The sequence below is a fragment of the Brucella sp. NBRC 113783 genome (genome assembly GCF_040372265.1).
In the GTDB taxonomy this organism is placed as follows: domain Bacteria; phylum Pseudomonadota; class Alphaproteobacteria; order Rhizobiales; family Rhizobiaceae; genus Brucella; species Brucella teleogrylli.
The window spans coordinates 16,445-41,903 of the sequence record NZ_BAABRX010000017.1 but is presented as its reverse complement, the minus strand read 5'-3'; the positions used below and the strand labels follow the sequence as shown (position 1 = coordinate 41,903).

The window sequence follows — 25,459 nt, the reverse complement described above, 5'->3', positions numbered from 1 at the left end:
TATAGGAGCATTTCTCATTGCCATTCTATGCAGCGATTTGTATGCTCGCCATCATGTGTTTTTAACATTGGTATGGCAGGAAAGAATGGCAGCAAAATCGGTAAAGCACACCGGCGAAGCGCATGAGCTTGAAAAGGCGAAAGCAATTTTTGAGCGTGTTAAAGGTGATTATCGTGACGGGAAGAATCCCAATTCCCAACGCAGGCGTGATGCGGATATGATTGTGCATCTCTTGTCGGACGGCGGGGCAGCAAGATCGGCTGTTTTTGCTGAGACATTTGCGGAGCTTTTCGGCATTGACCGCAAGCGGGCAGGGCAACGGGTTCGAGACGCTATGGCCGATCTTATTGAGGCCGGAAAGATTGATAAGACTGACGAGTCCAGACCATCTTACAGCCTTCGAAAGTGAGGGTTATGATGAAAGGCAATTTGATCGTTGAGCAGGATAACCGAATGGTAGTCCACAAGAACATGGGAGCGGAGAACGTCGAGGGTCGGCGTATCGTTAAGCTCAACACAATGCCAATCCGGTTCACATGCCCGGCCGATGTCCTCGATGGTATCGAAATCGTCAGGGCGGACAGGCCCCAGCCTGACGTAGAAATCGCAATTGCGATTGACGGTGAAGGGGAAGTATTCGCTACCGCCAAACTGAAAGGTTCAACCGTCCGCAAAATCCTGCTCTTGATCCGTGACGATCTCGCCCAGCATGGTCGAGCCGGTCTTATCCAGTTCGCCGGTCGGATGCGGTCGAATAACGTGATTGAGGATGCGGGTCTGATCTATATGCCGTCACAGTCCATGCTGCCGAAGCTGGATGCGCCCAAGAGCGTTAGGCGTGCAGCTTTTGAGGCTCGCATGGTGCGCACAGCCTAACCGTTGCGTAGGCGGCGCACTTCCGCGTCAGTGCCTCTTTGAATGATCGTCATCGTCTCGAAATCGATCCAGAGACGGCCTTCTCCAGCAGGGCCTATGTCGATTTCGTTCATCAGATACACGAGAAGATACGGCATCGACAGATTGTGTAGAGTGCGGAACGTTCGTATCCGATTTGCTTCGGTGAGCGTGAAGCGCCCTGAATGAGCGATTACACCCCCCTCCCCGTTCGATAACTCGTTATTCAACCGCGCGTAGTCGATCATACGCCGATCTGATCCGTCAGGCTTCACATTCGCCACGTTCAGTCCGAACGTGAAGAGTTCACCCACGGATAGTCGATGACGGGTTGTAAATCGCGTCATCCTCTCTGATTGCCCAACAGGCAATCTCAGGGTGAAATTCTCAAACCCCTCTCGAACGTTTGTCTCGTCCGCCGTTGCTTTCGGCCGTCGAGCCATCATCCCTCCAATGCTACGACTTACGCCGTATTCAACCCCAACGTGCTCTTAAATCGCATTTCGTGTCGCTATCTTTTCTATGTCGTTCGTTCAATTTGCAAGCTATTTATATCACCCAAAAGCATTACACGTACAGCGATTGATTGTATAGCCTTGCACACGCTGTTGTGATCATGCGCATGATATAGATAGCATGCGCATGCAATAGCAATATTGCATGCCTTGTGAACGCTTTAGAAAAGTATTATGCTATAAGGGGTTTAGATGACTTTTGCGACACGAAGGGATAGCGCGATGGCGGCCGTTAGCCCGCTTCTTGAATGGGAACCACTGCCACCACGGTTGATATCCTTGGTGAATGATTCCTTTGCACCTCAGCCGGTTAAGACCCTATTCTCTCTTTGGGGCAGGCAGGCCGGGGCTATAAGCACCGAAGGGCTGACATTCGATGTACAGCCTGACGATCCCTCAGTTTCGACGGAGTTCGTCAATGCGCTCGGGGACCGGAATACGCTCTCTCTCAGCGCGAATGGCTTGAATCTCACGATCTCCAATGCGGGTGAGACGGCTAATTGGACCATTCCTCCCGAGGAAATTTTAGATGGTTCCCGCCTCGACACTTGGAGTGAATTGATTGTTCTGCAATAGTGCGCTTTCACATTCATAAGCTGGCGAGATGACAATGTGGAATCCTCTCCGGCGCAAACGCGCGGAAAAAGCCGACGAGGCCGATGAAATCTATGTAACTAAGGACGGCTGGATTCGTCGCGCCGGTCGCAGGACTTATCGTTTTGCCCGCTTTCTCGCACCAAATAATCCGGTAAAGCGCCAGCACGTTGATTCGCTCAAGCTGGCGCTCGAAGCTTTCAAAACGGATCGCCCCGCCTGCCCCGATTGCCAGCTCCATGGCAGGGACGGCGTTCTGTTACCCGTAGCTGACGATCCTATGAGCCGCCGTTGTTCGCATCCTGAATGCGGGACGGTGATTACTCTGAACACATTGGCGCAGGCGAACGCGCCTACCCTGCACTACTCGCCCGAGAAAAGGCGTGATTATTTCCTCCGGCAGGCAACCATGATGTTTGTGATCGCCTGCGTTCTGGTATCCGCCGCAGCGCTTTACAGCGCCTTTCGTGGGTCGGTCATGATGTTCATCGGCGGCCTTCTCCTTTCGGCCCCCTTGTTCATGACCGTTTTCGCCATGCGCTATCGGGCGTGGCAGGCTGTTACTGGCCGCTTCTATGAGACCGTGGCTCCATTGGGAGATTTCGTGAGAGATGAGCTGCGGAGCTTATTTTCAAGCAATGAACAACGATAACAAACAACCCCAAGGGGATGGAGAGCCGCATCATGCAACAAAATTACACCTGTACCTGTTTGGGTGCGAGAGAAGGACCCGCACTCGATGAAATTAACCGAGCCGATGACTGCAACACCAATGACGCTTACCGGCCAGATGGGGCATAACTTGTCCGCTGACTCAAATGATACGAGCCGTGCTCGTGTGGCTTCCTTCGGCATGAAGGTTAAAGAGCGCAAGGAGCGTGCCCGCGTTAAGCGTTCGCAGAAAGCGGAAGCTAAGCGTGCCGAGAAGATGGCTGCCGGGGAGACCGTCAGCTCTAAGCGAAAAACTCGTCCGAAGCCCGGAAGCGATAGGAGAGCTGAGCAGCGCACTCGCCAGAGGATGGCGGATGCTCTGCTCGCTCTGAGGGAAGATCTGTCTGTGTTCGCAAATCTCATTCAAGCCGATCAGGCGCTCGTCGCCAAGTTGGAACAGCATGAGAGCCGTATTGCTGCGCGAGAATCTAACGAACTCCCCTCCCCTCCCGACACTCCATTGGTCTTACCGGAATATCAGGCGCTTCTATCTCACATGGGCTATATGCTCATGGAGTTTGAAGGCCTGTTGAAGCAGATGGATGGCATGGAGACTAAGCCGCGCATGAAGCCGCTTGTTTCCGTCGAGAATGCGAGCACCGAGGATTATGTTGTCTCGATGCTGGACGGTGGTCGCTTTCAGGTCATGACCCGCAGCTTGCGTCACTATGGGATCACGGCCGCCGATTACCGTCGCCTTTTCGGCCTTCCGGAGGATTACATGCTCTGGACTGAAAAGGTGAAGCAGGCTCGATCTGAGATCATTTCTGAAAGCCGGGTTTGGGAGAAGCACCGGAACAGAAAGAAACGGTAAAATGCTAAAACGGCCATAGGAGGCCGTAGAGAGCCGATTTACGCCTCGGATGATCAATTCCTCATCCGAGGCTTTTCTTTGCTGTCAGCGGGCATCTATGGCGGTCGATTCGATGCGCCTTCAGCGTGCTAGCAAACGCTAGCAAATGACATCCAGAGATACACAGCGCATGCATACGATAGCTAACAACTGCATGTGATAGCTAGCGAATGCTATTGAAAGCATGGGAAGGCATACAAATGCAGTTACAGGCATGTGATGGATAGTGCAGGCAGGCGCTTGCATGTGCGAGCTTGCGATGGTATAAGGCGACATATTTGCACTTTTAGAGGGGATGGCCATGCCAATCATCGCAGCTTTCAATTCAAAAGGTGGTTCCGCGAAGAGCACTGCGCTAATCACGCTCGGCGATGCGCTCGCACGCCGGAATGCAACTGTCTCAATTATTGATACCGACCCTCAGCGCACGATTGCGAATTGGCGAGAGAAGGCCGTCAATTCGGCTATCCGTGTCGTGGAAGAAACCAACAGCGCCAATATTCATCGTCTCATTCGCGAGGAAACGGCACGCTCGACATGGGTATTCATCGACATGGCCGGTTTTACTTCGGACATGCGCACCCCCATCATCAGCAAGGCTGATCTGGTTATCATCCCGATGCAGCCAAGCCCGGAAGATGCACGTCTTGCGGCAGCAGCATTTGCCTACATTGCGACCGACGAAGAAACCCTTGGTCGTCCAATCGAACGCCGCGTTCTTTGGGCGCGCACGACCCCGAATTTTGTCACCCGCGTGGAGCGAAAGATTCGTGATGAGGTCGAGGAAAATGACATTCCGGCCTTCAAGACACATCTCCACGAGCGCTCGGCTTACAAAGCAATGATGGTGGGAACGACACTCTCAGAATTGGACCCCGAAGAATACAACGGCATCGATAAGGCAATTATCAACGCCGATCTGCTCGCCGCTGAAATGATCGAGGCCGTTATGGAGATTCAGGCGCGTAAGAAGGAGCAGGCAGCATGACCGGCAATACATTTGGGTTCGGAGCCGCGAAAAAATCCGCTCGTGTTCCGCAGGATATGGACGACATCAACAAGAAGCTGGAAGCCGCCGCCCAGCTTGCGCCACAGCCAGTGGACGACGACCCGGCCGCTGAACGAGCACTGCGGAAGGCGGCCGAGGAAAGGAATGATACGATACGGCAAACGCCGCTGGAGGTCGCCAAGAAGTTTCAGGCTAAAGGCCCCTCCAAGCAGCTCAGTGCCCGTCTATCGATCCGCGACTATAACAGGATGGTTCGGCTGTCCCAGCACTTGCGACTTCCATATGACCGCACCATTGAGGTCCTGCTGGACGCCGCAGGCGTAGGTGATGACGGTGTTCCGATGAAGCCCTTACATGTGGACTGACGAGGGGAGGGGGCGCTTGCGTCCCCTCTGGTTTAACCGGCTCCGGCCATCCCGAAGGCTTTGCAGAGGTTGTCGAGGCCTACTTGCAGCCCGATTGTGTTTGCGGCCATCGACGTGATATCGTTGACGAAATAGCACATAATCCCGCCGAGCAGGTAGAGGATCGGCTGGCCCCATGTGATCATTTCACCGTTCGATTTCCTATAGGCAGTACGGGCTGCATTGAACAAGGCAACGGTCCCGATCAACATCCAGATAATGGTCACGGAATAATGAAACTGCTGGCAATAGGTGCCGGAGATCGAGCCATTCTGCGCATAGTCGAGAACGTTTCTCGTCGTCTCATTCTGCCCCAGCGAGAAAGTTCCACCGATCTGATAGAAAATCACCGCACCAACAGCAGCAGCACTTCCGATGGCCAGCTTCATCAACGCGCCGGAAAAGCTCGCCTGACGGGTGGAGAACCGTGAATTGCCGGTGGTGTATGCATAACCTTCGATCAACCCCATACCCCCGACAATCACCCCAAAGAGCGTGATCGAAAGGATCATGATCGAGAAGACGATGGAGTTGAACGAGAATATGTTGATGATGATTTGGGTAAGGTCAGTCATCGACTATCTCACTGGTTCGCACTGGCGGCTTTCTGCAAAGCCTGATTGCGTGCTTTGAGGTTGGCTATCTCGGCCTGCAACTGCATGGTTTGCGACTGTAAATCCCGCACCTGATCCCGCAAAAGCGCGTTCTCGGCTGAGCACGCATCCTCAGCCGATCCGGGGGCGGCATACTGCCATGTTGGCTGTTGCTCTGGCGCATATTCATACTGAGAGACGTTCCCGTCGCCTCCCGGTTTCAGGACCACGGGGGGCGGTGGAGCCACCAGATCAGATCCCGATCTGGTTTCCTGCGCATGTACGGCTCCATGAATCGTCAGAAGGAACAGCATGGCTCCGGTCCACTTTCGAAAGGCTTTCATGCGTTTTTCGATCCTTCCATCGCTTCCGTATGATCTGCTGCAATGCGCTAGCAATTTCGAGAAACAGTTTCGAGAAACAGTTTCGAGAGACATATCAAACTCCATGATGGTTTCACAGTATTTTTGCGTGACAAATTATTGTCTTTCTCTCGTGCATCTGGCACAAAGATCGGAATATCCAAGCCGTGTGACGGGGAGGCCGATTCATGCCCGCATTGCGCAAGTTCATAGCCCTTGCCGCCGCTGTCGCGGTCGGCAGCTCCGTATTTACCGGTGCAGCTTGGGCCAAGTCGTTGACCTTGACTGAAACCTATGAGCCGGACGAGTGGCGCGATCCCAAGAACGCAATCGGGAATATCCTCGTGGACGAGTGGGCCGAGGAGGCAAAACAGGAGTTCGGCTCCTATGGCTTCGCCTACGGGCTGATCACCATCAGCGGGAAGGTTTTTCTCGTGTCCTCGCTCAGAGGAGCAAGCTGCGTTCCCAATTCTTGCACGTGGCGCATTGACCGGCTTTCATCCGGTTATCGTGTGGAAGCCAGCGGCAAGCCGTTCGAGGCCTGCGGTGAAATCAACAAGGTCGAAACCAAAGGCGACGAACTGACGATTTGCGGCAAGAAGGTCGTGCTCCCATGAGAACGCGCTGGTACGGCATAGGCACGGCCGCCCTGATTGCCGTTACATCGGCTGGCCTGCTTGCGTCCACGTCTTTCACCCTTGCGCGCCAAGCGCAACAGACGGCGACCAACTGCGCGGATTTCCTGCGGAACATCCGCATGTCCGAAGGTTCCGGCAATTACCAGACCAATACCGGTAACGGCTTCTATGGGGCCTATCAGATGGGCAAGCCAGCATTGATTGATGCAGGCTATATGAACCGGGACGGGAGCTGGACGGGTAAGAACGGCGTCAATTCCCTTGAGGATTACCTAAATAACCCCACGGCGCAGGATGATGCATTTCTGTCCTATGGCGAAAAGAACCTCGGCTATCTCGGCAACTGGCAGCAATATATCGGCCAGACCATTGGCGGCGTGCAGGTTACGCGCGCTGGCCTGATAGCTGGCTCCCATCTCGTAGGTGCGGGCGGTATGCGCTATTGGCTTACAAGTGGCGGCGACTGCACCAATCGCGGTACTGGCTCGGACGCCGTGGATGGAAACGGCACCTGCGCCGGAACCTATGTTGCGGAAAATCAGGTCAACCAACAATGCAGCCCGGATGGCAGCAACGCAACCGGTGGCTCCTGCTTGGTGGCTCAGCCCGTTCAAAGCCCGGTGATCTTTTCGGAATATGGCGCGTTCAATCGACCGGGTGTCTCGGGCGGAAATAACGGTTGGCACCGTGGCGCGGATATCTACCCGCAGGGCGCGCAGGGCGGCGCTTCTATGGGCCAGCCGCTCTATGCCGCGCATGACGGCAAGCTCGGCGTCGGCAGCATGGGTCTCCGGGTCGATGGTAGCCAGTTCCGAACCCTGTACCTGCATTCTAGCTCGATGCCGGAATCTCGTGACGTGAAGGCCGGTGAAGAGATCGGCAAGATCGGCGACAAGAGGGCAGCAGGAAAACCGCACCTTCATTTTGAGGTTCAGGTTCCAAAAAGCGCCGTCACATCGACGAAGTGCATCGTGGGACAGGATACGAATGATTGCGCTTTCCCGGTGGGTGGCGGCAAGCGCGATCCAAACGGCTATGCCACGTCGCAATCGCTCGCGTCAGCTTCGCCGAACACGTGGTTCTATGTGAACCCGGAGCGGTATCTGAAAGAGCGCGTTCCAGTGGTCGGCAATGCCGCCGCTCGAACCGGGCGTTCGCAGTCTCTTCCCAATTCCTGCACGCCGGGAACATCTCCCGCCGAAACCCCGATCAGTACCGGCGATAGCGATCCTGCTGCGTCGCTTGCAGGAGGCTTCGGCAATTATCTGTCAGGCGAGGGGTCCGGCGTTGCCAACGCGGATAAAGAGCTGCGTTCAATCGTGATCGACATCGCTCGACAAAGCGCTCTCGACGTCCGGGCGGCATCGTCCTCGGCCGCGCAGATGCAAGCCCGGTTCGATGCAGCCACCGCACAGTTGCTCTCGCTTTATGGCAGGGCAGGGGAGTGAGTTGGTGTATTAGGTGTTTTGAAGCATGTTCTTTCTTGGCGTAATCATCATTGGAGTATGGGGATGGGGTATTGTCACGGCAACCCGTCAACACAATCGTATTGATAGAGAGCGTTTCGAACGAACTAATTCATCAGGAGTTCTAATCTTCGACTCATACGAGGAAAAAAAGGACTTCGAGCGCCGAGAAAGACTTAATGAAGCACTTAACAAGGTTCTGGCTTTTCCGGGAGGCCCCCTAGCGCTCGTCGGACTACTCATGCTCTTCGCCCCTATTTTGGACTGAGGTCGATGGGATAAGCACGAGAGCCGGGAGAATCATATTAGCTGCCGAAGGAGTAACCATGTACCTGCATCCGACATCCGCCAAGAAACCGAATCCGACCGATATTCATGTTGGAAGCCGGATCAGGATGCAGCGCCAGCTACGCGGCATGAGTCAGGTAACGCTTGCCGAAGGTCTCGGTATCACATTCCAGCAGGTACAGAAGTACGAGAAAGGCACGAACCGTGTGGGCGCAAGTCGCCTGCAAGCCATCGCCGATCTGCTGCAAGTTCCTGTCTCATTTTTCTTTGACGACTTGTCGGATACTGTTGGAGAGCCGGGCGGCGAGGTCGATACCGAGAGAAGGCAGCTCATGGAGTTTGTCAGCTCCACCGAAGGCATCGCTCTCAATCGGGCGTTTTGTCATGTGAAGGATGAAAGCCTTCGCAGGCGAATTGTCAGCCTTGTGAAGGCGCTGGCTGGAGATACCTAAGTTTCTGGTAGTTGATCCATAGTGCAGTCGCGTGGGCGCTTGTCGTCGCGGAACCGCAAGATGCGCGCCCCATGCCGGAAATGCTGCCCTGTGATGCGATCTGCGCTCACTTCCGCCACCAGCTTGGGCAGCAGCGGCACAACCGATTGCTCCTTGCCGGTCCATCGGTTCTTGCCTCCCGGCGAGCGGCCGGAAAATCCTTGTCCGCCTATGAGTGGCTGTAGCAACTCACCCATCTCGCGGCTGTCCTTCTGATCGACGCGGGCATGTCCAACATAGTTGAGCTGTCCGTCATCATCATACAGTCCGAGTAGCAGTGAATCGACTGCGCGTGATCCTCGTTGCCAGTAGAGGCCGCCGACGACACAATCAACTGTCGTCCAGAGCTTGAACTTGCGCATCGCGCGTTTGCCGGGCTTGTAGGTCAGATCCAGCCTTTTTGCCATGATCCCCTCGATCTCATGCTTGCCGAGCCAGCTTTCTGCGGTGCGAAGTGACCGTGTGCCTTTGGAGATCGTGAGCCATGATGTCCGTCCAACGTTCTTCGCGAACGCTTCCAAGGCCTCTCGCCGTTCTCCCAATGGCTGATCTATGTAAGGGCGGCCGTCGAGCATCAGGAGGTCGAACGCTATCAGTCGGGCCGGATATTCGCGCGAAAGCTTTGCAATGCGAGATTCAGCCGGATGAAGCCGTAGCTGTAGTGTCTCGAATGGCTCTCCTGCAATCACCAGCTCGCCATCGAGCACAAATGTCTGGCTTGCGAGATCGGCGAGGCCTGCGGCTACCTCGGGAAAGTAACGGGCGAGGGGCTTTTGTACCTTGGATCGAAGATCGACCCCTTTTCCGTTCCCGTAGGCGATGCACCGGAACCCGTCATACTTCGGCTCGTAGAACCATTGTGGGCCTCTCGGCAGCTCCGTGACTGCTTCGGCTTCCATTGGTTTCAGCGCCGATGGCTCGATTGTACGAGAGCGTACCATTGGCTTTTTCCTCCCCATCCAAACGCCCGACAGTAGTCGAAGTTTCGGCAGGTAAGGGGATGATTGAGTAAGTTAGGACGCTTTGACGAGTGCTGAATTATTCGCCTTATCTATGGAACCGGAATTTGCCAAATGTTTACTGATCTGCGGGAGTTCCAAGGTATTGCGTTTCACAATTTCGCAAAACAACTTCGGATCAACCCCTTTTTTTGGTGATCGAATAAGGAGATTCGCTGCTTCCAATATCGCAGCTTCCCAAGAGGGATTAGCCATATCGCTTTGCAGAGCCGAAATGATTTCATCCAGAATCAAAGGGTTGTGCTCGATTGCTTGAAAGACAAACGCTAAATGTTCGGCTTCGAACCAATCCTTTTGGGTTCTAAATCTAGCAAGGATAGACGCCCGATCCTTCCATCTTCGTTCCGCGATCACACCGGCCAAGTCAGTAGTGATTATGCTGATAAATGTTCGCCTCACGTAGCCGACATCGTTTTGCGGGCCACATGTAGGTGGGAGAAATCGAACGTACGCGCCCCCGAATTTTCGAGAAAGACTAACACGAGCCGCAGTAAAGTCTCGATCAAGCAAAACGGCGACGAGCGCATGACCGGCCTCATGACGGGCCGCTAGTGCCCTCCCGCTGGGGGAGAATAGCCAGAATATATATGAGCAGAAGCGGATGACATACGGCAAGGCTGCCATCAGCACAAAAAGAGCCAACAGCGCTAAAAGCCATACTCCGAGATGGTCTGCATAGCCGCCAGCATTGTTTGTCTGGATGGTGGGCGGTGGCAAGGCTGCATTTCCTGTCGTTACTCGAAGGGGATTTAGCGGGTTTGCTGATGTTGATCATCGAACGGCAGTTCTGCCGTTCCGTTTTCCACAACCTCCGGCCTGCACTACGGCGCTATGGGTAAGCGCGTTCCGGCCTGCGGTTGCTTCGCTTCTCTTCGCCCAGCCGGTGGCAGGGTGGAAAACGGAAGTGTGAAGATCACCGCATCAAGATTGCTCTCTTGGGGCGAGGGACGGTACCGGCATGCTTTCATCATTCCACGCCTTCGAGGCCGCCTGCATCTGCTCCATTGCTTCAATCGTACTTGTCTCGATCCGCTGGCGCATTTCCTCGAAATTGCGGGCCGTCATCGAGCGCGGGGACTGTTTTCGCGCCTCATTGACGACAGCCGTAATCGTCGTATCGGCGATCTCGGGTTCCATGCGAGGCGCTTTCAAGGCAAGCTCGGTCTGCCAGTGATCGTACATGCCAGCGGCCTCCGGGCAGGGGGTCTGCATCCCCACATAATTCAGAAAGCGCCAGAGTTGGCGATCAACGAACCGAAGCCATAGGAAGGTGTTCGGTGCAAAGACGCCGGAGGCGCGAGCACCTTCAAGCGTAATGCCATCTCTGCCATCTGTCATCGATGACGCCAGCAGCCCGAAAACGTATCCATGGCTCTTGCAGATTTGCTCCAGCACCTTAACCGGCTTCTTGGGATCGAGTCCCTTTGCGGGATTGACCAGTAGCTTTACCAGCTCCTCCCGCGCCTTCTGCGTTGTTTTGAAGGTTGGTCCTACCTTTGCGAGATGGTCTTTGAGCAGGATGGTGTCCTTGGTTTGCTTCGAGGCCTCGGCAGACGCCTCGCCCTTTTTCGACTTCTTTTTCGGGGATTCTTTCTTTGTAGGGTCGGGGTAGTCGTAGGGTCCAATGACCAGTCGGTCTCCCAGCTTGCGCTTCTCCGCATTGATGCAGCGCCACACATCCCGCAGATATTCCTCCGACTGGTCCACCACGTCTTTAAGCTCGACATCAGGATCGTGGAGCGCGTTCACTCGCACGAGAGCGGCATAGAGGATCGTTGCCGTATACCACGACAGGTCGTTGACCGCGTTCGTTACATCGGTGACGTTCTTCATCTCGGCGATGCCGACAAACGGGTTGAGAGGTCCGAACGGCGCTTCCAATGCGGCTCGAACCTTATCCAGATCGATGCGCATTTCACCGGTATCATCTTCTTTCAGAGGACGCCTTTGGGCTGGCTTGGTCTCTTCCGCATCTGCATTGGATGTATCAGAGGCGAAGCTGACAGCTCCCGCCGCGTAGAGCAGCTCAAGCGCCGACATCGGCTGGGAGGCAGGCCCGTCTGAGGCTGAATAACGATACATCGGAAAACGCACGAAAAACTCATTGTGCGGATAGCGCGGAGCAACGCGCAGCATCAGATCACGCCATTCCATGGGCTTATCCGGCCGGATATGGCTGATGATGTGGTCCTTTTCGACCTTGTAGCGCATGAACAGCCCGATCACCATGATAAGACCGGCGCACAGAACTCCGAACGGGATTGAGGAGATGAAGATCGATTCCACCGAATAGTTCTGCGGTAGAACATCCGCGAAGTATTGCCCCCACGCGGTCCAGCCCCACAGGCCGCCCGTCTCGGCGATCCGGGCATGGCGATAAAGAAAGCCAATAGGGGCGCGCAGCACCACCCACATGACCGTCAGCATGGCGAGAACGAAGAACATCGCCACTCCGACTTCCAGCCAACCCACCGACTTCTGATTTTGCGCCATTATCCAGCTTCCTTGCGATCAGAAACACATTATTTTAGAGTGACAAATCAATATCAAACTTCTCTGTTGAACACCATCCTCGGAGGTCGTTTTGGCCAACCTCATGATTGTTGAAAGCCCGACGAAGGCTGCGAAAATCCGCCAGATATTAGGGGGCGGCTGGATTGTTGAGGCTAGCGTCGGCCATATAGCCGATCTGCCGAATGGCAAGATTGCAATAGAACCGGGATCATACAAGCTCGAATATCAGCTCTCCGATAGGGGGAAAAGCGTGGTTGGCAAGCTCAAGGGCTTGGCGGATTCGGCTCATGAGGTCTATCTCGCGACTGACCCTGATCGTGAAGGGGAAGCTATTTCCGCTCACCTGCGCCATTACCTGCGTCTGACCAGCTATAAGCGTGTGACCTTCAACGAAATCACAGAGACAGGCGTTCGCGGCGCACTGTCGTCTCCTCGCCAGATCGATAAGCGCCTTGTCGATGCCCAAGAGGCACGGCGTGCAGCCGACCGGCTGATTGGCTACCGGGTTTCCTATCCGATCAGCAACGCCGCTGGCATGGCGTTATCGGCCGGGCGCTGCCAGTCTCCGGCCGTACGGCTCGTTGTCGAGCGGCAGGATGAGATCGACAATTTCAAGGTGACGGACCATTTCACGGCCGTGGTCCAGTTCGACAATGGCGAATGGACAGCCGAATGGCAAACCAAACCATTCCTGACCGGGGAAAGCGAATATATCCTCGATAGAGGGTTAGCTGAACGTGCGGCGAATTGCCGGGATTTCGCCGTTTCTGCCTCAAACCAGAAGCCAGCTATGAGGGCACCGGGAGCGCCTTTCACCACTTCGGCCCTTTTGCAAGCCGCTGGGGCGACCCTCAAGCTGCCGCCAGCCATCACGCAGGCCTGCGCTCAAAAGCTCTTTGAGAACGGCCATATAACGTATCACCGTACCGATAATCCTAACCTTTCGGATGATGGCATGGCCTTGATTGCGGCCTATGCGCAGCAAAGAGGATGGCCGCTCTCCGAAAAGAAACGCCGCTGGAAGCTGCCGGAGGGTGCGCAGGAGGCCCATGAAGCCATCCGGCCTACACATCCCGAAGTTCTCGACGCAGGCGAGAACGATAACGAGAAGGCAGTCTATAGGCTCATATGGCGACGTGCGATTGCCTCACAGCTCGCCGATGCGGAATACAACAGCGTGACGCTCGATCTCGCGGCGCGTCAGGGCACCGAGACTTTCCAGTTCCGTGCAAAGAGTGCGGTTCTCGTAAAGCCGGGCTGGAAGGTCGTTGCCAGTGATGATGACAAGGACGATGACGAAGACGATGATAATGCGGCCTCGTCGGGCAAGGTGCCCGTCCTGCAGGCCGGGCAGGGCGTAAGAGCGACCGGGGGCCAGGTTGTGCCGAAGGCCACCAAACCTCCGGCTCGCTACACAGAGACAAGCCTGATCAAAAAGCTGGAAGCGATGGGGATCGGACGGCCGTCCACGTTCGCAGCTATCGTCCAGAACATTTGTGGAAAGGGGTATGTGAAGGTCGAGAAACGCTTTCTCGCTCCGACGCCGGCGGGAAGAGCTATCGTGCGCCAGCTCGTCGGCCGTTTCGGTTTTGCCGAGTATGATTTCACAAAGGAGCTGGAAACCCAACTGGATCTCATTGCTGACGGCAAGAGCCAGTATGTGCCCGTTGTGCATGATCTGAATACACGCCTCGACGGAGAGCTGGGGAAGCTCGAAGCAGATACTCCCTCTTATCCATGCCCGCGTTGCGGCAAGCCTTTACGTTTGGCGCGGAGCAAAAAAGGACGGTCGTATTTCGGGTGTACCGGCTATCGTGATGGGTGCGAGGTCCTTTGCGAGGACAATAACGGGCAACCCGGCCCGATTATTGCGCTCACACCATCAGAAAAGCAGCTCGAACTTGCTCGGAAGCTCGCTGCGGAGCAGGGGATTAGCATCCCCGATGAGGCATTGTCGCACAGCAGAAAGCTACGCGAATGGATCGATGGGGCGCTCGTTAATGCGCGGCCGTCTGAGAAGCAGATCGAATTTGCCCGGAAACTGGCGGCCGATCAGGATAGCACCGTTCCCGAGGCGGCGCTGGCAACGGCCCCTAAACTCAAGGCTTGGATCGATGCGGCGTTGGCGAACGCACGGCCGAGCGATAAGCAAATAGAGTTCGCGCAGAAGATTGCGGCCGAGAAGGGGAGTGCTGTGCCAGAGGACGTTCTGGCGAGCGCCACCAAGTTGAGAACATGGATAGATAAGGCATTGAAGGGATCGAAAAGGACGAAACGAGCCGCAGGAGGCAAAAGATAGCGCCATGGCAGCGACAAAAACAGACATTGAAGGGTGGTTCGAGCGCGGACTGGCGCAGGGGGCAACACACATGATCGTCGTCTGCGACACCTTCGATCATGAGGATTATCCGGTCTTTGTATCGCCGGAACAGTCCTCGCGCGAGGTAGCCGCAGCCTATGACGATAAGAATATGCAGCGGATTATGGAGGTCTACGATCTACGGCTCGATAAGGCAGTGCAGCTCGCGGAGCATAGAGTGTTCAACTTTTGAAGATCAGACTGTTTTAAAAAGGAAATGAGAATGAGCAGATCAACGTGGACCGCTGGCGCTGCCCTTTCGATACTGATCCTCACAGCTTTCTCAGCTACGGCCAGTGCTGATTCAGGACTGTCCGGTATCTGGCGCAGCGAAGATGATGAGTTTGAAATCAATTTTAAAGCCCTGTCGGTCGATCTAGGGCCAGATACAGGTTGCTCGATTAAGTCACTCATTTCCGATGGGAGCAACCGTTGGCGCATGCGGCTTTCTTGCGGTGTGGCCGATACGTCTGGCGGATTTCAGACCGACACGACATTGCAGCTAAAAGGCTCAACACTGATCCTGACGGATGAGGATGGCCCAATCCAGCTTCGACGGGCGGGTAAGTAGATGACAGGCAACGCCGATTGGTACACAGCCCGGCCGCTGTCCGAAGAGCAGAAGCGTGAGGCGCTTGAGGATCTGACCTTAATTGCTCGCGGCGAGGAGCTGGACTTGCCGTGGCGCAGGCTTCGAATCTTGCTTGACCATGAGTTGGCGGAAATCTCGTATCCGGTGATCACGCCCGGCAGTGTTCGATCTCTCAACCTGACGGATAAGGGGCTACGCTTCTTCGACCAGTGAATTACAGGCTGCTCACGCATCGCCCCTGACCCATTCCGTAAGGTCTACCTCGCCAGTTTTCGGATATCGCACGACATCGAGAGTTCGGAGACTTCCGAGCACGTTTTTCAGATGCCCGCTCTCGGCAGACCAGCCAAGAGCGGATGCCAGATCGGCGCGACTGAGAGCGCCATTACCCCGTAAAGCGGAGTAGACCGAGCGTTGTGGTCCATTCAGAAGATTGAGCAGCCGATCTTCCAAGTTACCGCTAGGCACGGTTGCAAGCGCCCGGCCCTCTTTGGTGAGTGCCACAGTGCCTTTTGAGGGATAATCCAGTAGGCCAGACGAGCGGCACTCTCCTAGAACATTTTTCAAGTGGCCGCTACGGATCGACCATCCACATACCGCAGCCAGCATCGGCCTCGTCGGCGCGTCATTACCGGCAGCGCTCCACCACGCCAACGCATTCAATACGATCTGCTGCGGACCTTTCAGACCGTTCCCTTGATCAGTTCGAACAACCTTCTCCTTCTTCCGGCCTGCCGGAGGAGCTTTTTCCGATAGGATCATGGGTGAGGGCGCTACGCTGAGTGTCGTTTTGGGGGCTTCGATAGCGGAGATCGCGGCAGAGATGCGATCCATGGCCTGTCGCCAACCGGCCGCCAGACCGGCCTCATATCCAGCTTCATGACCTCGCTCATAACCGCGTTTTTCGGCCGCCTCGATATCAGCGGCCGAGCTGCGCTTGGCCTTGGATGGCGCAGGCGTTTCAGAGAGCGTGGCAATAGCTGCTCGCAATTCGGCGACATCGACATCAGTGAGGGCGGGGGCAACGACGCTCTCGCCGCTGTTCGGCGTGCGTGAGGAATCGAAGGTCTTGATCGCGGGAAACCGCACGCGCTCCAAAACATTGCTTTCTGGTGACCAAATCCAGCCTTCTCCTTGTTTCAGGGACGGCAGCGATTGCATGACCGCACGCGCCTGATCGAGATCGGCATTACCGCGAACCCAATCCTCAATGGCTTTCCGATCTTGTGGACTGGTGAGCTTGAGCGCGATCAGCGTACCGATCTGCGAGAGCACGTTTTTATGCAAGACGGCGGGGCGCTGGGTGATCATGAGGGGCCGAAAGCCCCTAACCCGGCCACGCCGCACGATCTTATCGAACGCACCCGACAAGCGGCGTTCGTCGGGCATCGGATTTTGTGGCGCAATCTCGTCGGCTTCATCAACAATCAGATGGAGAGCGGCTTTGTTGGATGCGTAGAGCCGGTGAAGGAAGTCGGTGAGGAAGCGGGTTTTTTCATTCCCGGTCATCTCGGACACGTCGATGATCGCCTGCACGTCACGGACGGCCAGCGTCGATGCCAGATGGTCCCCGCTGTCGGGAGTGATTTCTATGTCGGCGTTTTCACCGCCGAAAATCAGAACGGGATAGCCACCTTTTACCGAGCCTTTCGCCCCCGCCCTTAGCCCATACCATACACCGGTAGGATCGATAATGATGACGCGGTGCTTCTCTCTCAGCAGGGTCTCTACGGCTCCCTTTGCGGCAAAGGTCTTTCCAGCGCCGGTTGTTCCGACGATGGCCGTGGGCCGCGTGAGATAGGGCGCTATGTCAGTCATCTCGATCCTGTCCCTAAAGTTCGGCCATGAAGGCGTGATCGCCGAAGAGGATCACGATAGGTCCGACCAAAACATCATAGATACGCTGGGAGCCTGCCGATAACTGCCAAAGTCGAGTGGCCTCTTGATTGACCGGCATATCAAGGTTTTTTCCATCCTCATTACAAAGGACGACGCATTTCTGCATGCCGCTGCTATGGGCGACCCGGTTGAAGGAAGGCACAAGCTGGATATAGCCGCCGACCATCTTTTGAAGCTCTTCCAGCTTTGGAGCCGCTTTCAGGGTACGCTCGTCGCGATGGCCATCTGCATCGATCACAATCATGGTTCCGGACATTGTTCGCCTCCTTGGGCTGTTCTCTGATTGACAATTTTCATGCTTGCGGGCAGGATGTCAAGCACAAAAGAAATGGCAATATACCGGTGATGACAGCCATGGCGAATACAGGAACCGTCTCAAGTGCAATGAAGGATCAGGGCTACACGCATCTCCAAATCATCTGCTGCGGAGTCGTACTGAAACCTTTGAGGGAGTTGCCTGAACGCGCGCTCGATAAGCCCTTGGAGGAGCTTGCCCCGCATCTCGTCTGTAAGTGCGGCAAGCATGCGACTCTGGCACGAGTAGCACTGTGGAAGCATGGAATGAAACGATATGGCTGATCGGAATACCGAGGAGCTGATCTCTAAGACGATGAAGGCCGGTGCACGGTACTATCGCAAGAGTTGGCTGCAAGAAGCGCTCAGGGTGATCGTTCTGGCTGTGGGGATATCACTTGTGCTCTATTTCCTCAGCGTATGGACGCCACGATAGACGGGATTGATCGCTGATGAGTGGTCAAGGTCTAGGCACTACGCCTTGGCTTTGAGAGCCATGATCTCGGCCGAGGCTGCGGGAGCGCCGCTGATCATGTGGGCCGCGATCTGGTCATCGCCACGAGAGCTGATCATGATCGAGCCATAACCAAGCAGGCGGCCCAAGACGGACTGCTTGAAATTCGCGCCGATAACTTCGGGCATGGCAATGGTGAAAACGTTGCGCTGGATAAAACCAGTGCGCCACAGCACAGCATCGTCAAACACGCGCAGCTCGGTTGAAAGATAGACGATGAGGCGTTGGAAAAGCACGAGAAACAGGAAAACCGAGAAGAGGGAGGTTGCGATCCGGCCGTAAAAAATCAGCTTCGGATAAAAGGCAGCGTACCAGTTGGTAAAGTTTGGCCCGCCGACATCGATCATAAGGCGATAAAGGGTGTCCTTCTGCCCTATCCATATCCAGACCAGCAGGCCAAATCCGATTAAAGCGGTGAGGATCGGCTTGACGAAGATGATCAGCGAAAGCCGATACCGTGAAATTGGCTCCTTCGGGTTCTCTGACAAAGGTGGAATCCTCGACTGGTTTCTAAATTACACATTGATCTCATATGACAAAATTAATGTCGAGATAAATCACTCCGACGCACCGCACCGCACCGCACTGCGATGTCGGTGGAGTAGGTCGAGGCGAATGTCAGTTGGTTACTTTGTCCGGTTGACGATCAGGTGCACCCGCCACACTACGTAGGCGGCTAGCGCCAGCGAGGCGACCGTGGTCCACATCAAGCCGTGGACTTGGCGAGGATCAGACGGCCCAAGCGTGAGCGCGTAGACCATTATTACGGCGTCCGCGACCAGCAAAAAGGCCACGAGGATAACATCCCACATTTCCGCGACTACTCGGGCCTCTCCCATCGGCGGTGGAACTGGCTGTTGGCCCGCCTTGCCCTTTTCCTGCTTTTTGGCTGCATACCCGCTGTTGACCAGCTTGTTCACCATGAAGGCGACAAAGCCGAAAGTTGCCGTGATTACGATGACTGGTGCTAACGTTAAAAACTGATCAAGTGACATCCTATGGCTCCCGAATTATACAATGGTGCCGCGTTCCATTCGAATGTCAAACTGTTCAAAGCGCGCAGCTCGAAATATTGACGTTTTGTGGTTCTGCGGCGAGGATATCAAACGCTAGAACGTCCAAAATGGAGCTTGGCTCCAGAAGAGGCAGAAAATGCCAGAAAAATACGATGAGTACGAAGCGGCTGAAAAGCTGAATGCCATTGCAGAAAAGCTGAAGGAGGTAGACCGTCTTCTTCAGAGTGCTTATCGGCATTTCACGCCTGACGTTATCGAATTGATCGACCGCGCTGATCCGAAGAATGAGATGGACCCCGGTTATTGGTCGAAGCAGATCAAGATGGTCGCCGACGCGGTACTTGAGGAACGCCTTCGGAAAGACGACGCAGCTTTCGAGGCAGAGAAGAAAGCGCCCTCGGCCAGCCGCAGCTACAGCTTTGGCGGCCCCTCGTTCTAACAAGCAGAAAGAAGCCCTTCATGTCAGGTAATGCAGCGAATCCCGGTGCCGCCGCTCTCAACAACGCGGCGGACCTGTGGGGTGAGATTGGTGTCGAACTCGCCGATCTTTGGACGAAACTTCCCGAGGATGTGAAGGCCAAGCTTGAAGAGACCGGCGCGGACGTGGATTTAGACGCCCATGCGATGGCGGATCGATTGAGAAAGATCGCCGCTTATGCCGCCATCTAGCCCGGAGGAGGGCGGCTAGAAATCAATCGTATAGCTGGATAGCGATGACGGCTGTTGCTGGAACTTGATTTCGGTCCCCTGCTGCGAGGCAAGCGATTGCGTCCAGTCTGTCTCGGCCGGTCTCTCCCGCCGTACTGCCCAATGCACTCGGCGGCTTTCACTGAACCAGCCAGCCAATGCATCGCTCGCGTGGTCTCCTGCCTCGTCGGCGTCATAGGCGATAGCATAGCGGGTATATAAGCCCGTCTCTTTGTCCGACTGGCGGGCGAGATCAGAAACAATGTGAGTTTCGAGGGAGCTGCGAAGGCCTCCGGTAGAGGCAACGAGCGCCGGTATCCTGCCGATGTCCCGGCGCTGCTCGGCGTAGGCGAGGGCATCCATCGCATCCTTGACCAGCACGATTTCCTGATATTTCAGCGAAGCGGTGTAAGTGGTGCCCGGCTGCGTTTCGAGCAGGAAGGCTGCATCCTCCCGGCTTCCCGGCGCGAACTGGCGAACCGGCCGTGATGGATCGGTCCCGAATAGCTCGGCCCCGACCTCTCGGCCCCGTCTGTCATGAACCCACATTCTCCAAGTAAGTCGCTGATTTCGCTGTCGTAATCGTGATATTTCGCATATAAATCATGGCGTTGACGGCTGCGAGGGGCGCGTTTCATGGATCACCTGGAGGGTGCGGGCTTGGCGCGGGGAGATCGGGTTGATTTCGACCGCCGTGTGCGTCTGGAGTTCCGTGGTGCGCAGATCAGTTCAGACGGTGGCCTGCTGGTGATGCGCGAGCTTGATGACGTGCTCGGCCTGTCCAATCTGGCGTCGGAGGCGCTGCGAGACAGCCGCACCGGGAAGAACACGCTCCATCGGCTTGACGGATTGTTCCGGCAATCGGTGTTCGGACGACTGGCCGGATACGAGGATGTGAACGATGCCGACCGCTTGGCCCTCGATCCCGTGATGCGTCAGGTCGTTGGCGGCAGGGCCGTCGAGGCGCAAGCTGCTTCGGCATCGCAGATGGGACGGTTCGAGACCGAGACGCTGGCTCTGGCCGCGAACCGGGCGGCGCTGGCCGATCTGAACGGCCAATGGATCGACCGGTTTCATGACCGCAACGGGTTGAAATACATCGTGCTGGACATGGACAGCTCGGTCAGCCCCACCCACGGCGATCAGGAAGGTGCTGCCTGGAACGGGCATTTCGACTGCACCTGCTATCACCCCATCTTCTTGTTCAACCAGTTTGGCATGCTGGAGCGCTGCGCCCTGCGTAACGGCAATGTCCACAGCGCCGATGGCTGGCGGGATGTCCTTGATCCCGTCATTGCCCGATATGCTGGCCGCGACCTTGGTGGACGCTTCTTCCGGGCCGACGCTGCCTACGCGATCCCCGCGATCTATATGCGGCTGGAAGAAGCCAGGTTCTTCTACGCCATCCGTCTGCCCGCCAACGCCGTCTTGCGCGAGAAGATCGCGCATCGGCTGACACGGCCCGTGGGACGGCCTTCGCTGACCAAGGTCAAACGGTTCTTCGAGGACTTCGAGTATCAGGCGGCGTCCTGGGACAAGCCGCGCCGCGTCATCGCCAAGATCGAATGGCATCCGGGCGAGCTGTTCCCCAAAGTCGGCTTCATCGTCACCAACCTGCCGATGGAGCCAGACTGGGTGGTGAGGTTCTACAACCAGCGCGGCACCGCAGAGCAGCACATCAAGGAAGGCAAATATGCCTTTCGCTGGACGCGGCTGTCATGCCGGAAGTTCCGGCACAACGAGGTGCGGCTGCAACTGCACGCGCTGGCCTACAACCTGGCAACCTTCCTGCGCTGCATCGAACTGCCCGAGGCCATGGCGGACTGGTCGTTGACCAGCCTGCAACTCAAGCTGATCAAGATCGGCGCCCGCGTCGTCCGCCACGCCCGCGCCATTACCTTCCAGTTGGCCGAGGTCGCCGTCACCGGCCCGATGGTGCGGGCCGTCCTTGCCGCCATCCGCCGTCTTCGAACGCCTCCGTCATGCGCATGACCACGATCCATGCCCAAGCTGAACGAAAGCGGCAGGACAGGTCCGTCTGCCGCGCGGAAAAGCGGCTCTGCCGGGCCAGAATGCTGCGGGTTCGAGGCTTGATCCACCCGACTTCGGCCGTTTGCGCGACGACAGACACCGCTCGGGGCGAAAAACGCTTGCCCAGCGAGCAAAATCAGGCGATCTTGAAGTCAAGCGGCAGGCCACTTGGGGAATGTCGGTCCAAAGCATCGGGAGGAAACGCCATGACCATTCTGACCGGCGGCTGCCAGTGTGGGGCCATCCGCTTCTCTTGCGATGGCGACAAGGTCTCTTCCGTATCGATCTGCCACTGCCGCATGTGCCAGAAAGCCGTCGGCAACTATTTCGCCCCTTTCGTGGCCTTCGAGGTGGGGGGCGTCACCTGGACGCGCGGGAGTCGCAAGCTCTATCGCTCGTCCAACCACGTCTCGCGCGCCTTCTGCGCCGATTGCGGCACGCCGCTCACCTATGAGGCCGATGGCTTTGAGCCGTCGATCGCCGGCGGCGCCTTTGACGATCCGGCGGCTCTGCCTCCGACCGTCCAATATGGCGTCGAGGCCGAACTACCCTTCACCGGCGGCCTCGCTTCTCTGAAACGCGTTCGTACCGACGAGGGCTTCGAAGGTGCCGAGTTCGTCGCCGATGTCGTTTCCAACCAGCATCCCGACCACGACACTGCCGTCTGGCCGCTGCCGAAAGCCTGAACGATGACCGAACTGCGCAGCTACGAGGCAGATCTGGTCGCGGTCTTGGAGTCAGGACAATAAGTATAAAGCATATGTTCCATCTGAACGACGAACCGGCACGACTTGCAGCTCTTCGCCGGTATGAGGTCCTCGATACGAAGCCCGAAGTCGAGTTTGCCGAGATCGTCACTCTGGTGAAGTCCATCTTCAAAACCAAATATGCTGCGATCAACCTGATCGATGTTGACCGGCAGTGGATGAAGGCAGCCGCGGGGCTGGAGGTCTTCGAATGCGCCCGGGAAGATGCCTTTTGCGACCATACGATCCGTGCCACCAGACCGCTCGCGGTCGAGGATGCCACCGTAGACCACCGCTTCATGAACAACCCGTTCGTGACGGGGGATGCCTCTATCCGCTCGTATCTCGGTGCGCCTCTGACCAGCCCCGATGGCTATAACATCGGCGCGATCTGCGTTTTCGACACCGAACCGCGCCAATACAGCGTTGCGGACGAAGCCGTACTGGCGAGTTTCGCCAAGGTTGTAATGTCGCAGCTGGAATTGCGGCTGATTGCGCGACAGGACAGCCTGACGGGCAGCCTGACCCGCCGCGCTTTCGTGGATCGCATGGACCGCCTGCTTGAAAAGCAACAGACGGCAACGTTGCTTCTGATCGATCTTGACCGCTTCAAATCGGTCAATGATACCTTCGGGCATCCGATTGGCGATCTTGTGCTCAAAAGCTTAGCTGCGACGGTTCAGGCCAGTCTGCGGCGAACGGATGCTTTCGGGCGCCTTGGAGGGGAGGAGTTCGCAGTCCTCTTGCCCACTACGGACGAGCAAGGTGCGCTGGCGTTTGCCGACCGCCTTCGCGCCGAGGTTGCGGCCCGCGCTTTGCCCGAAATTGCCGGCGGCAGTATCACTCTCAGCATCGGAATAGCTGGACACAGAGAGGGTGAAAGCCGCGATGATTGGATGGCGCGGGCAGATGACGCGCTCTATGCGGCCAAGAAGAACGGGCGCAATCGCTGCGTTGTGGCAGCCTGACCTCTTCAGCGCAGCAGATCGCTGAACCGGATATCCAACGAGATCCGTTCGTAATCCGCATTCAATACGCTCGGCTATGATGCGGTCGGGCTTGGCAATCACGAATTCGACTATGGGCTGCGGCATCTGAGCGAGGCGCTGCAGGCGGCGCGCTTTCCGGTGGTTTCGGCCAATATGCTGACCCGGCTGGGCGAGACCCCGTTGCAGGATCGGGGCTTTGTCGCGCCATTCGTGCTGCTGAACCGTGAGTTGCGCAGCGCCGGGGGCAGGGTGCTGCCGGTAACGATCGGCATCCTCGGCCTGACCCCGCCCGAGACGCTGAACTGGAATCAGTGCCAGCTGGAGGGCAAACTCTATGCCCGGCCGATGGTCGGTATATATGTCCGAGCGCCATATTTTCATCGTGCGGTGAGTCGCTGTTGCAGAAGGATACGTAGTTGATGACGGTTATCTTTGGTCAGCTCAATCAGCACGCGGCCAGAGGCGATCAACCGCAAGGCATCAAGCGGCGCTGGTTTTGCCATCGCGGCTCTGCATTTATCCATCTCTTCTTCGGTGAAGCGCATTCTTCCTCCGTGCGTTGGAATATCAGGCGGCCTGTCGAGTTTTGAGGAATTGCGCCGCTTGCTCTTGGCTCTCGATGCCGTCGAGAAAGCAAGCTTGTTCCGCATCTGGCGCGACATGATAGTCGCTCCATAAGGGCGCACCATTGCGGCCTTTGAGGCTTTCGCTGATGTAGCCATCATGGGCTGCTGACCATTTCCAGCCCATAACGGCGGCTGCGCGTTCGTACATGATCATAGCAAGGCCTCCGGTAAGTTCGAAAGTTCGAGGTTGCGCGCTTCCTCGATCACTGCGCCATACTTATCGACGTGCCCACAGGGATTCGACCAGACGCTTACGGAATACCATTCCCCATCTTCGCAGAACCGTTCCAAGTGAGGTTTGCCGCGCTTTTCGCCGCAGCAGGGGCAAGTATCTGCGATTTCGACTGTGGTCAGAACTTGATCAATGGCTTGGTAGCCATTCCCCCAAAGGTCTCTCTGCAAATCGCGATCTACAACGGTGACTTTCATCGATCTCTCCCGGCGTTGGGGTTGGCGGAACGGCGCAACTCCTGCTTGATATACAGATCAGCCAAATTTAGGTGCGCCTCGGCCGCGCGATCATTCCCTTGTAACCGCATCATCTTTGCGGCCCAGATGTTCATATCTGCGGCGCGCTTGTAATCTGCTGGACTTGGGTTTTGATTGAGCATCGTGGGGTTTCCATTCGATAGGCTTGAAAATATGACACGACATAAGGCATAATGTCAAACATAAAGGTAATGGCAAAGTTTGTGAGATGAGCTATTCAGATTTTGACCGCAGGATCACGAGGCCGAACGGCTTCAATCTCTACCTTCCGCCAGATGCTTCGAAGGCTCGGCGGATCGCACAGCGCAAATATGAGGACGCCATCAAAGCCCTGAGTTCGTCAACGGGTGAGCTTATACCGATGGCGCTTGCCGAGGTTGATCGAGCACGCCGGAATTTCGGGGCGATCCTGCTTCGTGAGGATAGGCAGCGTCGGCCGCACATCTATACCAAGTAGGGGACGGCTTTGACGCTTGGCAGCATAGTGGAAGCTATCCTTGGTAGCCTTTATGGCGTTAGACAGCCAGTTTCCAAACCGGAAAAGCGGCTTCACCGCATCTGGACGGTAGTGGTGGTGCTCTTTTTGGTCTCCCTCGTAGCATTTTACTGGCCGAAGGAAGGTGCGGCTCAACGCTACTGCCACGCACATCCCTCACCGCATGAGACCGCAAGCGAATGCATCGAGCGGCTGGAAAAAATTGCTTCCCGGTTGGCTACGGTAGCTCCCATCGACCAAAACAGCCTTTCCTCATGCTCGTCAGTCCACAAAGATGATCTGGAAGCAATTTGGGACTGTGTTCTGCTGGATGATGGAAAGAGGTTGTCAGATAGCTATAGGAAGCCGGGAGAGGGTGACTAGCCGCGCA

34 protein-coding genes are annotated in these 25,459 nt (G+C 56.2%); 20 read left to right on the top strand and 14 right to left on the bottom strand.

Features of this window, described 5'->3' with window-relative positions:
* Positions 1 to 85 precede the first annotated feature (85 nt).
* The 7 genes from ABWW11_RS24415 to ABWW11_RS24385 all read left to right on the top strand — a co-directional run bounded on the left by ABWW11_RS24415 (position 86) and on the right by ABWW11_RS24385 (position 4,941).
* Positions 86 to 409 carry a hypothetical protein gene (locus ABWW11_RS24415; RefSeq protein ID WP_125271598.1) on the top strand — a complete coding sequence of 108 codons (324 nt, stop codon included), beginning with the start codon at positions 86 to 88 and terminating at the stop codon, positions 407 to 409.
* A gap of 44 nt (positions 410 to 453) precedes the next feature.
* On the top strand, positions 454 to 876 hold the full coding sequence (locus ABWW11_RS24410; protein WP_125271597.1) for a hypothetical protein: 423 nt from the start codon (positions 454 to 456) through the stop codon (positions 874 to 876).
* Positions 877 to 1,631: 755 nt separating this feature from the next.
* Positions 1,632 to 1,985 (top strand): hypothetical protein, encoded by a 354-nt coding sequence (locus ABWW11_RS24405; protein WP_125271595.1) that lies wholly within the window; start codon positions 1,632 to 1,634, stop codon positions 1,983 to 1,985.
* A gap of 34 nt (positions 1,986 to 2,019) precedes the next feature.
* Positions 2,020 to 2,655: a hypothetical protein gene (locus tag ABWW11_RS24400; RefSeq protein WP_125271594.1), complete on the top strand. Its 636-nt coding sequence runs from the start codon at positions 2,020 to 2,022 to the stop codon at positions 2,653 to 2,655.
* 87 nt (positions 2,656 to 2,742) lie between these two features.
* Positions 2,743 to 3,528, top strand: coding sequence for a MucR family transcriptional regulator (locus tag ABWW11_RS24395; RefSeq protein WP_125271593.1), 786 nt, complete (start codon positions 2,743 to 2,745; stop codon positions 3,526 to 3,528).
* Positions 3,529 to 3,868: 340 nt separating this feature from the next.
* Positions 3,869 to 4,555 carry an AAA family ATPase gene (locus ABWW11_RS24390; protein WP_172965737.1) on the top strand — a complete coding sequence of 229 codons (687 nt, stop codon included), beginning with the start codon at positions 3,869 to 3,871 and terminating at the stop codon, positions 4,553 to 4,555.
* Positions 4,552 to 4,941, top strand: coding sequence for a hypothetical protein (locus tag ABWW11_RS24385; RefSeq protein WP_125271591.1), 390 nt, complete (start codon positions 4,552 to 4,554; stop codon positions 4,939 to 4,941). The genes ABWW11_RS24390 and ABWW11_RS24385 overlap by 4 nt, the downstream gene beginning before the upstream one ends.
* A 32-nt stretch (positions 4,942 to 4,973) precedes the next feature.
* On the opposite strand, the gene ABWW11_RS24380 is transcribed toward ABWW11_RS24385, so the two are convergent.
* Together ABWW11_RS24380 and ABWW11_RS24375 are read right to left on the bottom strand one after the other, a co-directional pair.
* A complete protein-coding gene (locus ABWW11_RS24380) occupies positions 4,974 to 5,555 on the bottom strand; it encodes a hypothetical protein (protein WP_125271590.1) in 582 nt (193 codons plus the stop codon).
* An 8-nt stretch (positions 5,556 to 5,563) separates the two neighbouring features.
* Positions 5,564 to 6,010, bottom strand: a complete 447-nt coding sequence (locus tag ABWW11_RS24375) for a hypothetical protein (RefSeq protein ID WP_125271589.1) — start codon at positions 6,008 to 6,010, stop codon at positions 5,564 to 5,566.
* A gap of 113 nt (positions 6,011 to 6,123) precedes the next feature.
* Between ABWW11_RS24375 and ABWW11_RS24370 the strand changes: the two genes are divergently transcribed.
* The 3 genes from ABWW11_RS24370 (at position 6,124) to ABWW11_RS24360 (ending at position 8,779) form a co-directional block, all read left to right on the top strand.
* Positions 6,124 to 6,552, top strand: coding sequence for a hypothetical protein (locus ABWW11_RS24370; protein ID WP_125271588.1), 429 nt, complete (start codon positions 6,124 to 6,126; stop codon positions 6,550 to 6,552).
* Positions 6,549 to 8,021: a M23 family metallopeptidase gene (locus ABWW11_RS24365; protein ID WP_125271587.1), complete on the top strand. Its 1,473-nt coding sequence runs from the start codon at positions 6,549 to 6,551 to the stop codon at positions 8,019 to 8,021. Before ABWW11_RS24370 ends, ABWW11_RS24365 begins: the two co-directional genes overlap by 4 nt.
* A gap of 344 nt (positions 8,022 to 8,365) precedes the next feature.
* Positions 8,366 to 8,779: a helix-turn-helix domain-containing protein gene (locus ABWW11_RS24360; RefSeq protein ID WP_125271586.1), complete on the top strand. Its 414-nt coding sequence runs from the start codon at positions 8,366 to 8,368 to the stop codon at positions 8,777 to 8,779.
* On the opposite strand, the gene ABWW11_RS24355 is transcribed toward ABWW11_RS24360, so the two are convergent.
* From ABWW11_RS24355 to ABWW11_RS24345, 3 genes are all read right to left on the bottom strand, one after another.
* Positions 8,776 to 9,759, bottom strand: coding sequence for an ATP-dependent DNA ligase (locus tag ABWW11_RS24355; RefSeq protein WP_256886269.1), 984 nt, complete (start codon positions 9,757 to 9,759; stop codon positions 8,776 to 8,778). The genes ABWW11_RS24360 and ABWW11_RS24355 overlap by 4 nt on opposite strands.
* 72 nt (positions 9,760 to 9,831) lie before the next feature.
* Entirely contained in the window at positions 9,832 to 10,554 is a 723-nt protein-coding gene (locus tag ABWW11_RS24350) for a hypothetical protein (RefSeq protein ID WP_256886268.1), read from the bottom strand.
* Positions 10,555 to 10,758: 204 nt separating this feature from the next.
* Complete coding sequence (locus tag ABWW11_RS24345; RefSeq protein ID WP_256886267.1) at positions 10,759 to 12,330, bottom strand: secretion/conjugation apparatus DotM-related subunit; 1,572 nt, start codon at positions 12,328 to 12,330, stop codon at positions 10,759 to 10,761.
* A gap of 91 nt (positions 12,331 to 12,421) precedes the next feature.
* Between ABWW11_RS24345 and ABWW11_RS24340 the strand changes: the two genes are divergently transcribed.
* From ABWW11_RS24340 to ABWW11_RS24325, 4 genes are read left to right on the top strand one after another with little or no spacing between them, the layout of a single operon-like run.
* The gene (locus tag ABWW11_RS24340) at positions 12,422 to 14,650 is read left to right on the top strand and encodes a type IA DNA topoisomerase (RefSeq protein ID WP_319081314.1); all 2,229 of its coding nucleotides are present in this window, start codon (positions 12,422 to 12,424) and stop codon (positions 14,648 to 14,650) included.
* Between the two features lie 4 nt (positions 14,651 to 14,654).
* Complete coding sequence (locus ABWW11_RS24335; protein WP_256886265.1) at positions 14,655 to 14,903, top strand: hypothetical protein; 249 nt, start codon at positions 14,655 to 14,657, stop codon at positions 14,901 to 14,903.
* 30 nt (positions 14,904 to 14,933) lie between these two features.
* A complete protein-coding gene (locus ABWW11_RS24330; RefSeq protein ID WP_256886264.1) occupies positions 14,934 to 15,281 on the top strand; it encodes a hypothetical protein in 348 nt (115 codons plus the stop codon).
* Positions 15,282 to 15,515 carry a hypothetical protein gene (locus ABWW11_RS24325; protein WP_256886263.1) on the top strand — a complete coding sequence of 78 codons (234 nt, stop codon included), beginning with the start codon at positions 15,282 to 15,284 and terminating at the stop codon, positions 15,513 to 15,515.
* Between the two features lie 12 nt (positions 15,516 to 15,527).
* Here ABWW11_RS24325 and ABWW11_RS24320 read toward each other — a convergent pair whose 3' ends face one another.
* The 4 genes from ABWW11_RS24320 to ABWW11_RS24305 all read right to left on the bottom strand — a co-directional run bounded on the left by ABWW11_RS24320 (position 15,528) and on the right by ABWW11_RS24305 (position 19,004).
* Positions 15,528 to 17,120 carry a helicase HerA domain-containing protein gene (locus tag ABWW11_RS24320; RefSeq protein WP_256886262.1) on the bottom strand — a complete coding sequence of 531 codons (1,593 nt, stop codon included), beginning with the start codon at positions 17,118 to 17,120 and terminating at the stop codon, positions 15,528 to 15,530.
* Between the two features lie 13 nt (positions 17,121 to 17,133).
* Entirely contained in the window at positions 17,134 to 17,457 is a 324-nt protein-coding gene (locus ABWW11_RS24315) for a DUF3846 domain-containing protein (RefSeq protein WP_256886261.1), read from the bottom strand.
* A 512-nt stretch (positions 17,458 to 17,969) separates the two neighbouring features.
* Positions 17,970 to 18,497: a PH domain-containing protein gene (locus tag ABWW11_RS24310; protein ID WP_256886260.1), complete on the bottom strand. Its 528-nt coding sequence runs from the start codon at positions 18,495 to 18,497 to the stop codon at positions 17,970 to 17,972.
* A 138-nt stretch (positions 18,498 to 18,635) separates the two neighbouring features.
* The gene (locus ABWW11_RS24305) at positions 18,636 to 19,004 is read right to left on the bottom strand and encodes a hypothetical protein (RefSeq protein WP_256886259.1); all 369 of its coding nucleotides are present in this window, start codon (positions 19,002 to 19,004) and stop codon (positions 18,636 to 18,638) included.
* Positions 19,005 to 19,161: 157 nt separating this feature from the next.
* On the opposite strand from ABWW11_RS24305, the gene ABWW11_RS24300 reads away from it, so the two are divergent.
* Together ABWW11_RS24300 and ABWW11_RS24295 are read left to right on the top strand one after the other, a co-directional pair.
* Positions 19,162 to 19,464: a hypothetical protein gene (locus ABWW11_RS24300; RefSeq protein WP_256886258.1), complete on the top strand. Its 303-nt coding sequence runs from the start codon at positions 19,162 to 19,164 to the stop codon at positions 19,462 to 19,464.
* Positions 19,465 to 19,484: 20 nt separating this feature from the next.
* The gene (locus tag ABWW11_RS24295) at positions 19,485 to 19,694 is read left to right on the top strand and encodes a hypothetical protein (RefSeq protein WP_256886257.1); all 210 of its coding nucleotides are present in this window, start codon (positions 19,485 to 19,487) and stop codon (positions 19,692 to 19,694) included.
* A gap of 15 nt (positions 19,695 to 19,709) precedes the next feature.
* Here the strand turns inward: ABWW11_RS24295 and ABWW11_RS24290 are convergent, their stop codons facing one another.
* Positions 19,710 to 20,261, bottom strand: coding sequence for a toprim domain-containing protein (locus ABWW11_RS24290; RefSeq protein WP_256886256.1), 552 nt, complete (start codon positions 20,259 to 20,261; stop codon positions 19,710 to 19,712).
* 87 nt (positions 20,262 to 20,348) lie between these two features.
* On the opposite strand from ABWW11_RS24290, the gene ABWW11_RS24285 reads away from it, so the two are divergent.
* The 3 genes from ABWW11_RS24285 (at position 20,349) to ABWW11_RS24275 (ending at position 23,457) form a co-directional block, all read left to right on the top strand.
* Positions 20,349 to 21,704: an IS1380-like element ISPme1 family transposase gene (locus ABWW11_RS24285; RefSeq protein WP_012112698.1), complete on the top strand. Its 1,356-nt coding sequence runs from the start codon at positions 20,349 to 20,351 to the stop codon at positions 21,702 to 21,704.
* A gap of 245 nt (positions 21,705 to 21,949) precedes the next feature.
* Positions 21,950 to 22,429: a GFA family protein gene (locus tag ABWW11_RS24280; protein ID WP_256886281.1), complete on the top strand. Its 480-nt coding sequence runs from the start codon at positions 21,950 to 21,952 to the stop codon at positions 22,427 to 22,429.
* A 74-nt stretch (positions 22,430 to 22,503) separates the two neighbouring features.
* Positions 22,504 to 23,457, top strand: a complete 954-nt coding sequence (locus ABWW11_RS24275; protein ID WP_256886255.1) for a sensor domain-containing diguanylate cyclase — start codon at positions 22,504 to 22,506, stop codon at positions 23,455 to 23,457.
* A gap of 398 nt (positions 23,458 to 23,855) precedes the next feature.
* Here ABWW11_RS24275 and ABWW11_RS24270 read toward each other — a convergent pair whose 3' ends face one another.
* From ABWW11_RS24270 to ABWW11_RS24255, 4 genes are read right to left on the bottom strand one after another with little or no spacing between them, the layout of a single operon-like run.
* Positions 23,856 to 24,023 carry a hypothetical protein gene (locus tag ABWW11_RS24270; protein ID WP_256886254.1) on the bottom strand — a complete coding sequence of 56 codons (168 nt, stop codon included), beginning with the start codon at positions 24,021 to 24,023 and terminating at the stop codon, positions 23,856 to 23,858.
* A 22-nt stretch (positions 24,024 to 24,045) separates the two neighbouring features.
* A complete protein-coding gene (locus tag ABWW11_RS24265; RefSeq protein WP_256886253.1) occupies positions 24,046 to 24,258 on the bottom strand; it encodes a hypothetical protein in 213 nt (70 codons plus the stop codon).
* Positions 24,255 to 24,533, bottom strand: a complete 279-nt coding sequence (locus ABWW11_RS24260) for a hypothetical protein (RefSeq protein ID WP_256886252.1) — start codon at positions 24,531 to 24,533, stop codon at positions 24,255 to 24,257. The genes ABWW11_RS24265 and ABWW11_RS24260 overlap by 4 nt, the downstream gene beginning before the upstream one ends.
* Positions 24,530 to 24,715 (bottom strand): hypothetical protein, encoded by a 186-nt coding sequence (locus ABWW11_RS24255; RefSeq protein ID WP_256886251.1) that lies wholly within the window; start codon positions 24,713 to 24,715, stop codon positions 24,530 to 24,532. The genes ABWW11_RS24260 and ABWW11_RS24255 overlap by 4 nt, the downstream gene beginning before the upstream one ends.
* 344 nt (positions 24,716 to 25,059) lie before the next feature.
* On the opposite strand from ABWW11_RS24255, the gene ABWW11_RS24250 reads away from it, so the two are divergent.
* Positions 25,060 to 25,452, top strand: a complete 393-nt coding sequence (locus tag ABWW11_RS24250) for a hypothetical protein (protein ID WP_256886249.1) — start codon at positions 25,060 to 25,062, stop codon at positions 25,450 to 25,452.
* Positions 25,453 to 25,459: the final 7 nt, after the last annotated feature.

What these genes read in the sequence shown, in the direction of transcription:
- ABWW11_RS24345 (WP_256886267.1), bottom strand. Translation starts at nt 12,330, where the DNA reads ATGGCGCAAAATCAGAAGTCGGTGGGTTGGCTGGAAGTCGGAGTGGCG.
- ABWW11_RS24335 (WP_256886265.1), top strand. Translation starts at nt 14,655, where the DNA reads ATGGCAGCGACAAAAACAGACATTGAAGGGTGGTTCGAGCGCGGACTG.
- ABWW11_RS24365 (WP_125271587.1), top strand. Translation starts at nt 6,549, where the DNA reads ATGAGAACGCGCTGGTACGGCATAGGCACGGCCGCCCTGATTGCCGTT.
- ABWW11_RS24305 (WP_256886259.1), bottom strand. Translation starts at nt 19,004, where the DNA reads ATGTCACTTGATCAGTTTTTAACGTTAGCACCAGTCATCGTAATCACG.
- ABWW11_RS24390 (WP_172965737.1), top strand. Translation starts at nt 3,869, where the DNA reads ATGCCAATCATCGCAGCTTTCAATTCAAAAGGTGGTTCCGCGAAGAGC.
- ABWW11_RS24410 (WP_125271597.1), top strand. Translation starts at nt 454, where the DNA reads ATGGTAGTCCACAAGAACATGGGAGCGGAGAACGTCGAGGGTCGGCGT.
- ABWW11_RS24395 (WP_125271593.1), top strand. Translation starts at nt 2,743, where the DNA reads ATGAAATTAACCGAGCCGATGACTGCAACACCAATGACGCTTACCGGC.
- ABWW11_RS24295 (WP_256886257.1), top strand. Translation starts at nt 19,485, where the DNA reads ATGTCAGGTAATGCAGCGAATCCCGGTGCCGCCGCTCTCAACAACGCG.
- ABWW11_RS24255 (WP_256886251.1), bottom strand. Translation starts at nt 24,715, where the DNA reads ATGCTCAATCAAAACCCAAGTCCAGCAGATTACAAGCGCGCCGCAGAT.
- ABWW11_RS24325 (WP_256886263.1), top strand. Translation starts at nt 15,282, where the DNA reads ATGACAGGCAACGCCGATTGGTACACAGCCCGGCCGCTGTCCGAAGAG.
- ABWW11_RS24285 (WP_012112698.1), top strand. Translation starts at nt 20,349, where the DNA reads ATGGATCACCTGGAGGGTGCGGGCTTGGCGCGGGGAGATCGGGTTGAT.
- ABWW11_RS24375 (WP_125271589.1), bottom strand. Translation starts at nt 6,010, where the DNA reads ATGTCTCTCGAAACTGTTTCTCGAAACTGTTTCTCGAAATTGCTAGCG.
- ABWW11_RS24415 (WP_125271598.1), top strand. Translation starts at nt 86, where the DNA reads ATGGCAGCAAAATCGGTAAAGCACACCGGCGAAGCGCATGAGCTTGAA.
- ABWW11_RS24280 (WP_256886281.1), top strand. Translation starts at nt 21,950, where the DNA reads ATGACCATTCTGACCGGCGGCTGCCAGTGTGGGGCCATCCGCTTCTCT.
- ABWW11_RS24380 (WP_125271590.1), bottom strand. Translation starts at nt 5,555, where the DNA reads ATGACTGACCTTACCCAAATCATCATCAACATATTCTCGTTCAACTCC.
- ABWW11_RS24315 (WP_256886261.1), bottom strand. Translation starts at nt 17,457, where the DNA reads ATGTCCGGAACCATGATTGTGATCGATGCAGATGGCCATCGCGACGAG.
- ABWW11_RS24265 (WP_256886253.1), bottom strand. Translation starts at nt 24,258, where the DNA reads ATGATCATGTACGAACGCGCAGCCGCCGTTATGGGCTGGAAATGGTCA.
- ABWW11_RS24270 (WP_256886254.1), bottom strand. Translation starts at nt 24,023, where the DNA reads ATGCGCTTCACCGAAGAAGAGATGGATAAATGCAGAGCCGCGATGGCA.
- ABWW11_RS24260 (WP_256886252.1), bottom strand. Translation starts at nt 24,533, where the DNA reads ATGAAAGTCACCGTTGTAGATCGCGATTTGCAGAGAGACCTTTGGGGG.
- ABWW11_RS24405 (WP_125271595.1), top strand. Translation starts at nt 1,632, where the DNA reads ATGGCGGCCGTTAGCCCGCTTCTTGAATGGGAACCACTGCCACCACGG.
- ABWW11_RS24330 (WP_256886264.1), top strand. Translation starts at nt 14,934, where the DNA reads ATGAGCAGATCAACGTGGACCGCTGGCGCTGCCCTTTCGATACTGATC.
- ABWW11_RS24360 (WP_125271586.1), top strand. Translation starts at nt 8,366, where the DNA reads ATGTACCTGCATCCGACATCCGCCAAGAAACCGAATCCGACCGATATT.
- ABWW11_RS24400 (WP_125271594.1), top strand. Translation starts at nt 2,020, where the DNA reads ATGTGGAATCCTCTCCGGCGCAAACGCGCGGAAAAAGCCGACGAGGCC.
- ABWW11_RS24290 (WP_256886256.1), bottom strand. Translation starts at nt 20,261, where the DNA reads ATGTGGGTTCATGACAGACGGGGCCGAGAGGTCGGGGCCGAGCTATTC.
- ABWW11_RS24385 (WP_125271591.1), top strand. Translation starts at nt 4,552, where the DNA reads ATGACCGGCAATACATTTGGGTTCGGAGCCGCGAAAAAATCCGCTCGT.
- ABWW11_RS24320 (WP_256886262.1), bottom strand. Translation starts at nt 17,120, where the DNA reads ATGACTGACATAGCGCCCTATCTCACGCGGCCCACGGCCATCGTCGGA.
- ABWW11_RS24355 (WP_256886269.1), bottom strand. Translation starts at nt 9,759, where the DNA reads ATGGTACGCTCTCGTACAATCGAGCCATCGGCGCTGAAACCAATGGAA.
- ABWW11_RS24275 (WP_256886255.1), top strand. Translation starts at nt 22,504, where the DNA reads ATGTTCCATCTGAACGACGAACCGGCACGACTTGCAGCTCTTCGCCGG.
- ABWW11_RS24370 (WP_125271588.1), top strand. Translation starts at nt 6,124, where the DNA reads ATGCCCGCATTGCGCAAGTTCATAGCCCTTGCCGCCGCTGTCGCGGTC.
- ABWW11_RS24300 (WP_256886258.1), top strand. Translation starts at nt 19,162, where the DNA reads ATGCCAGAAAAATACGATGAGTACGAAGCGGCTGAAAAGCTGAATGCC.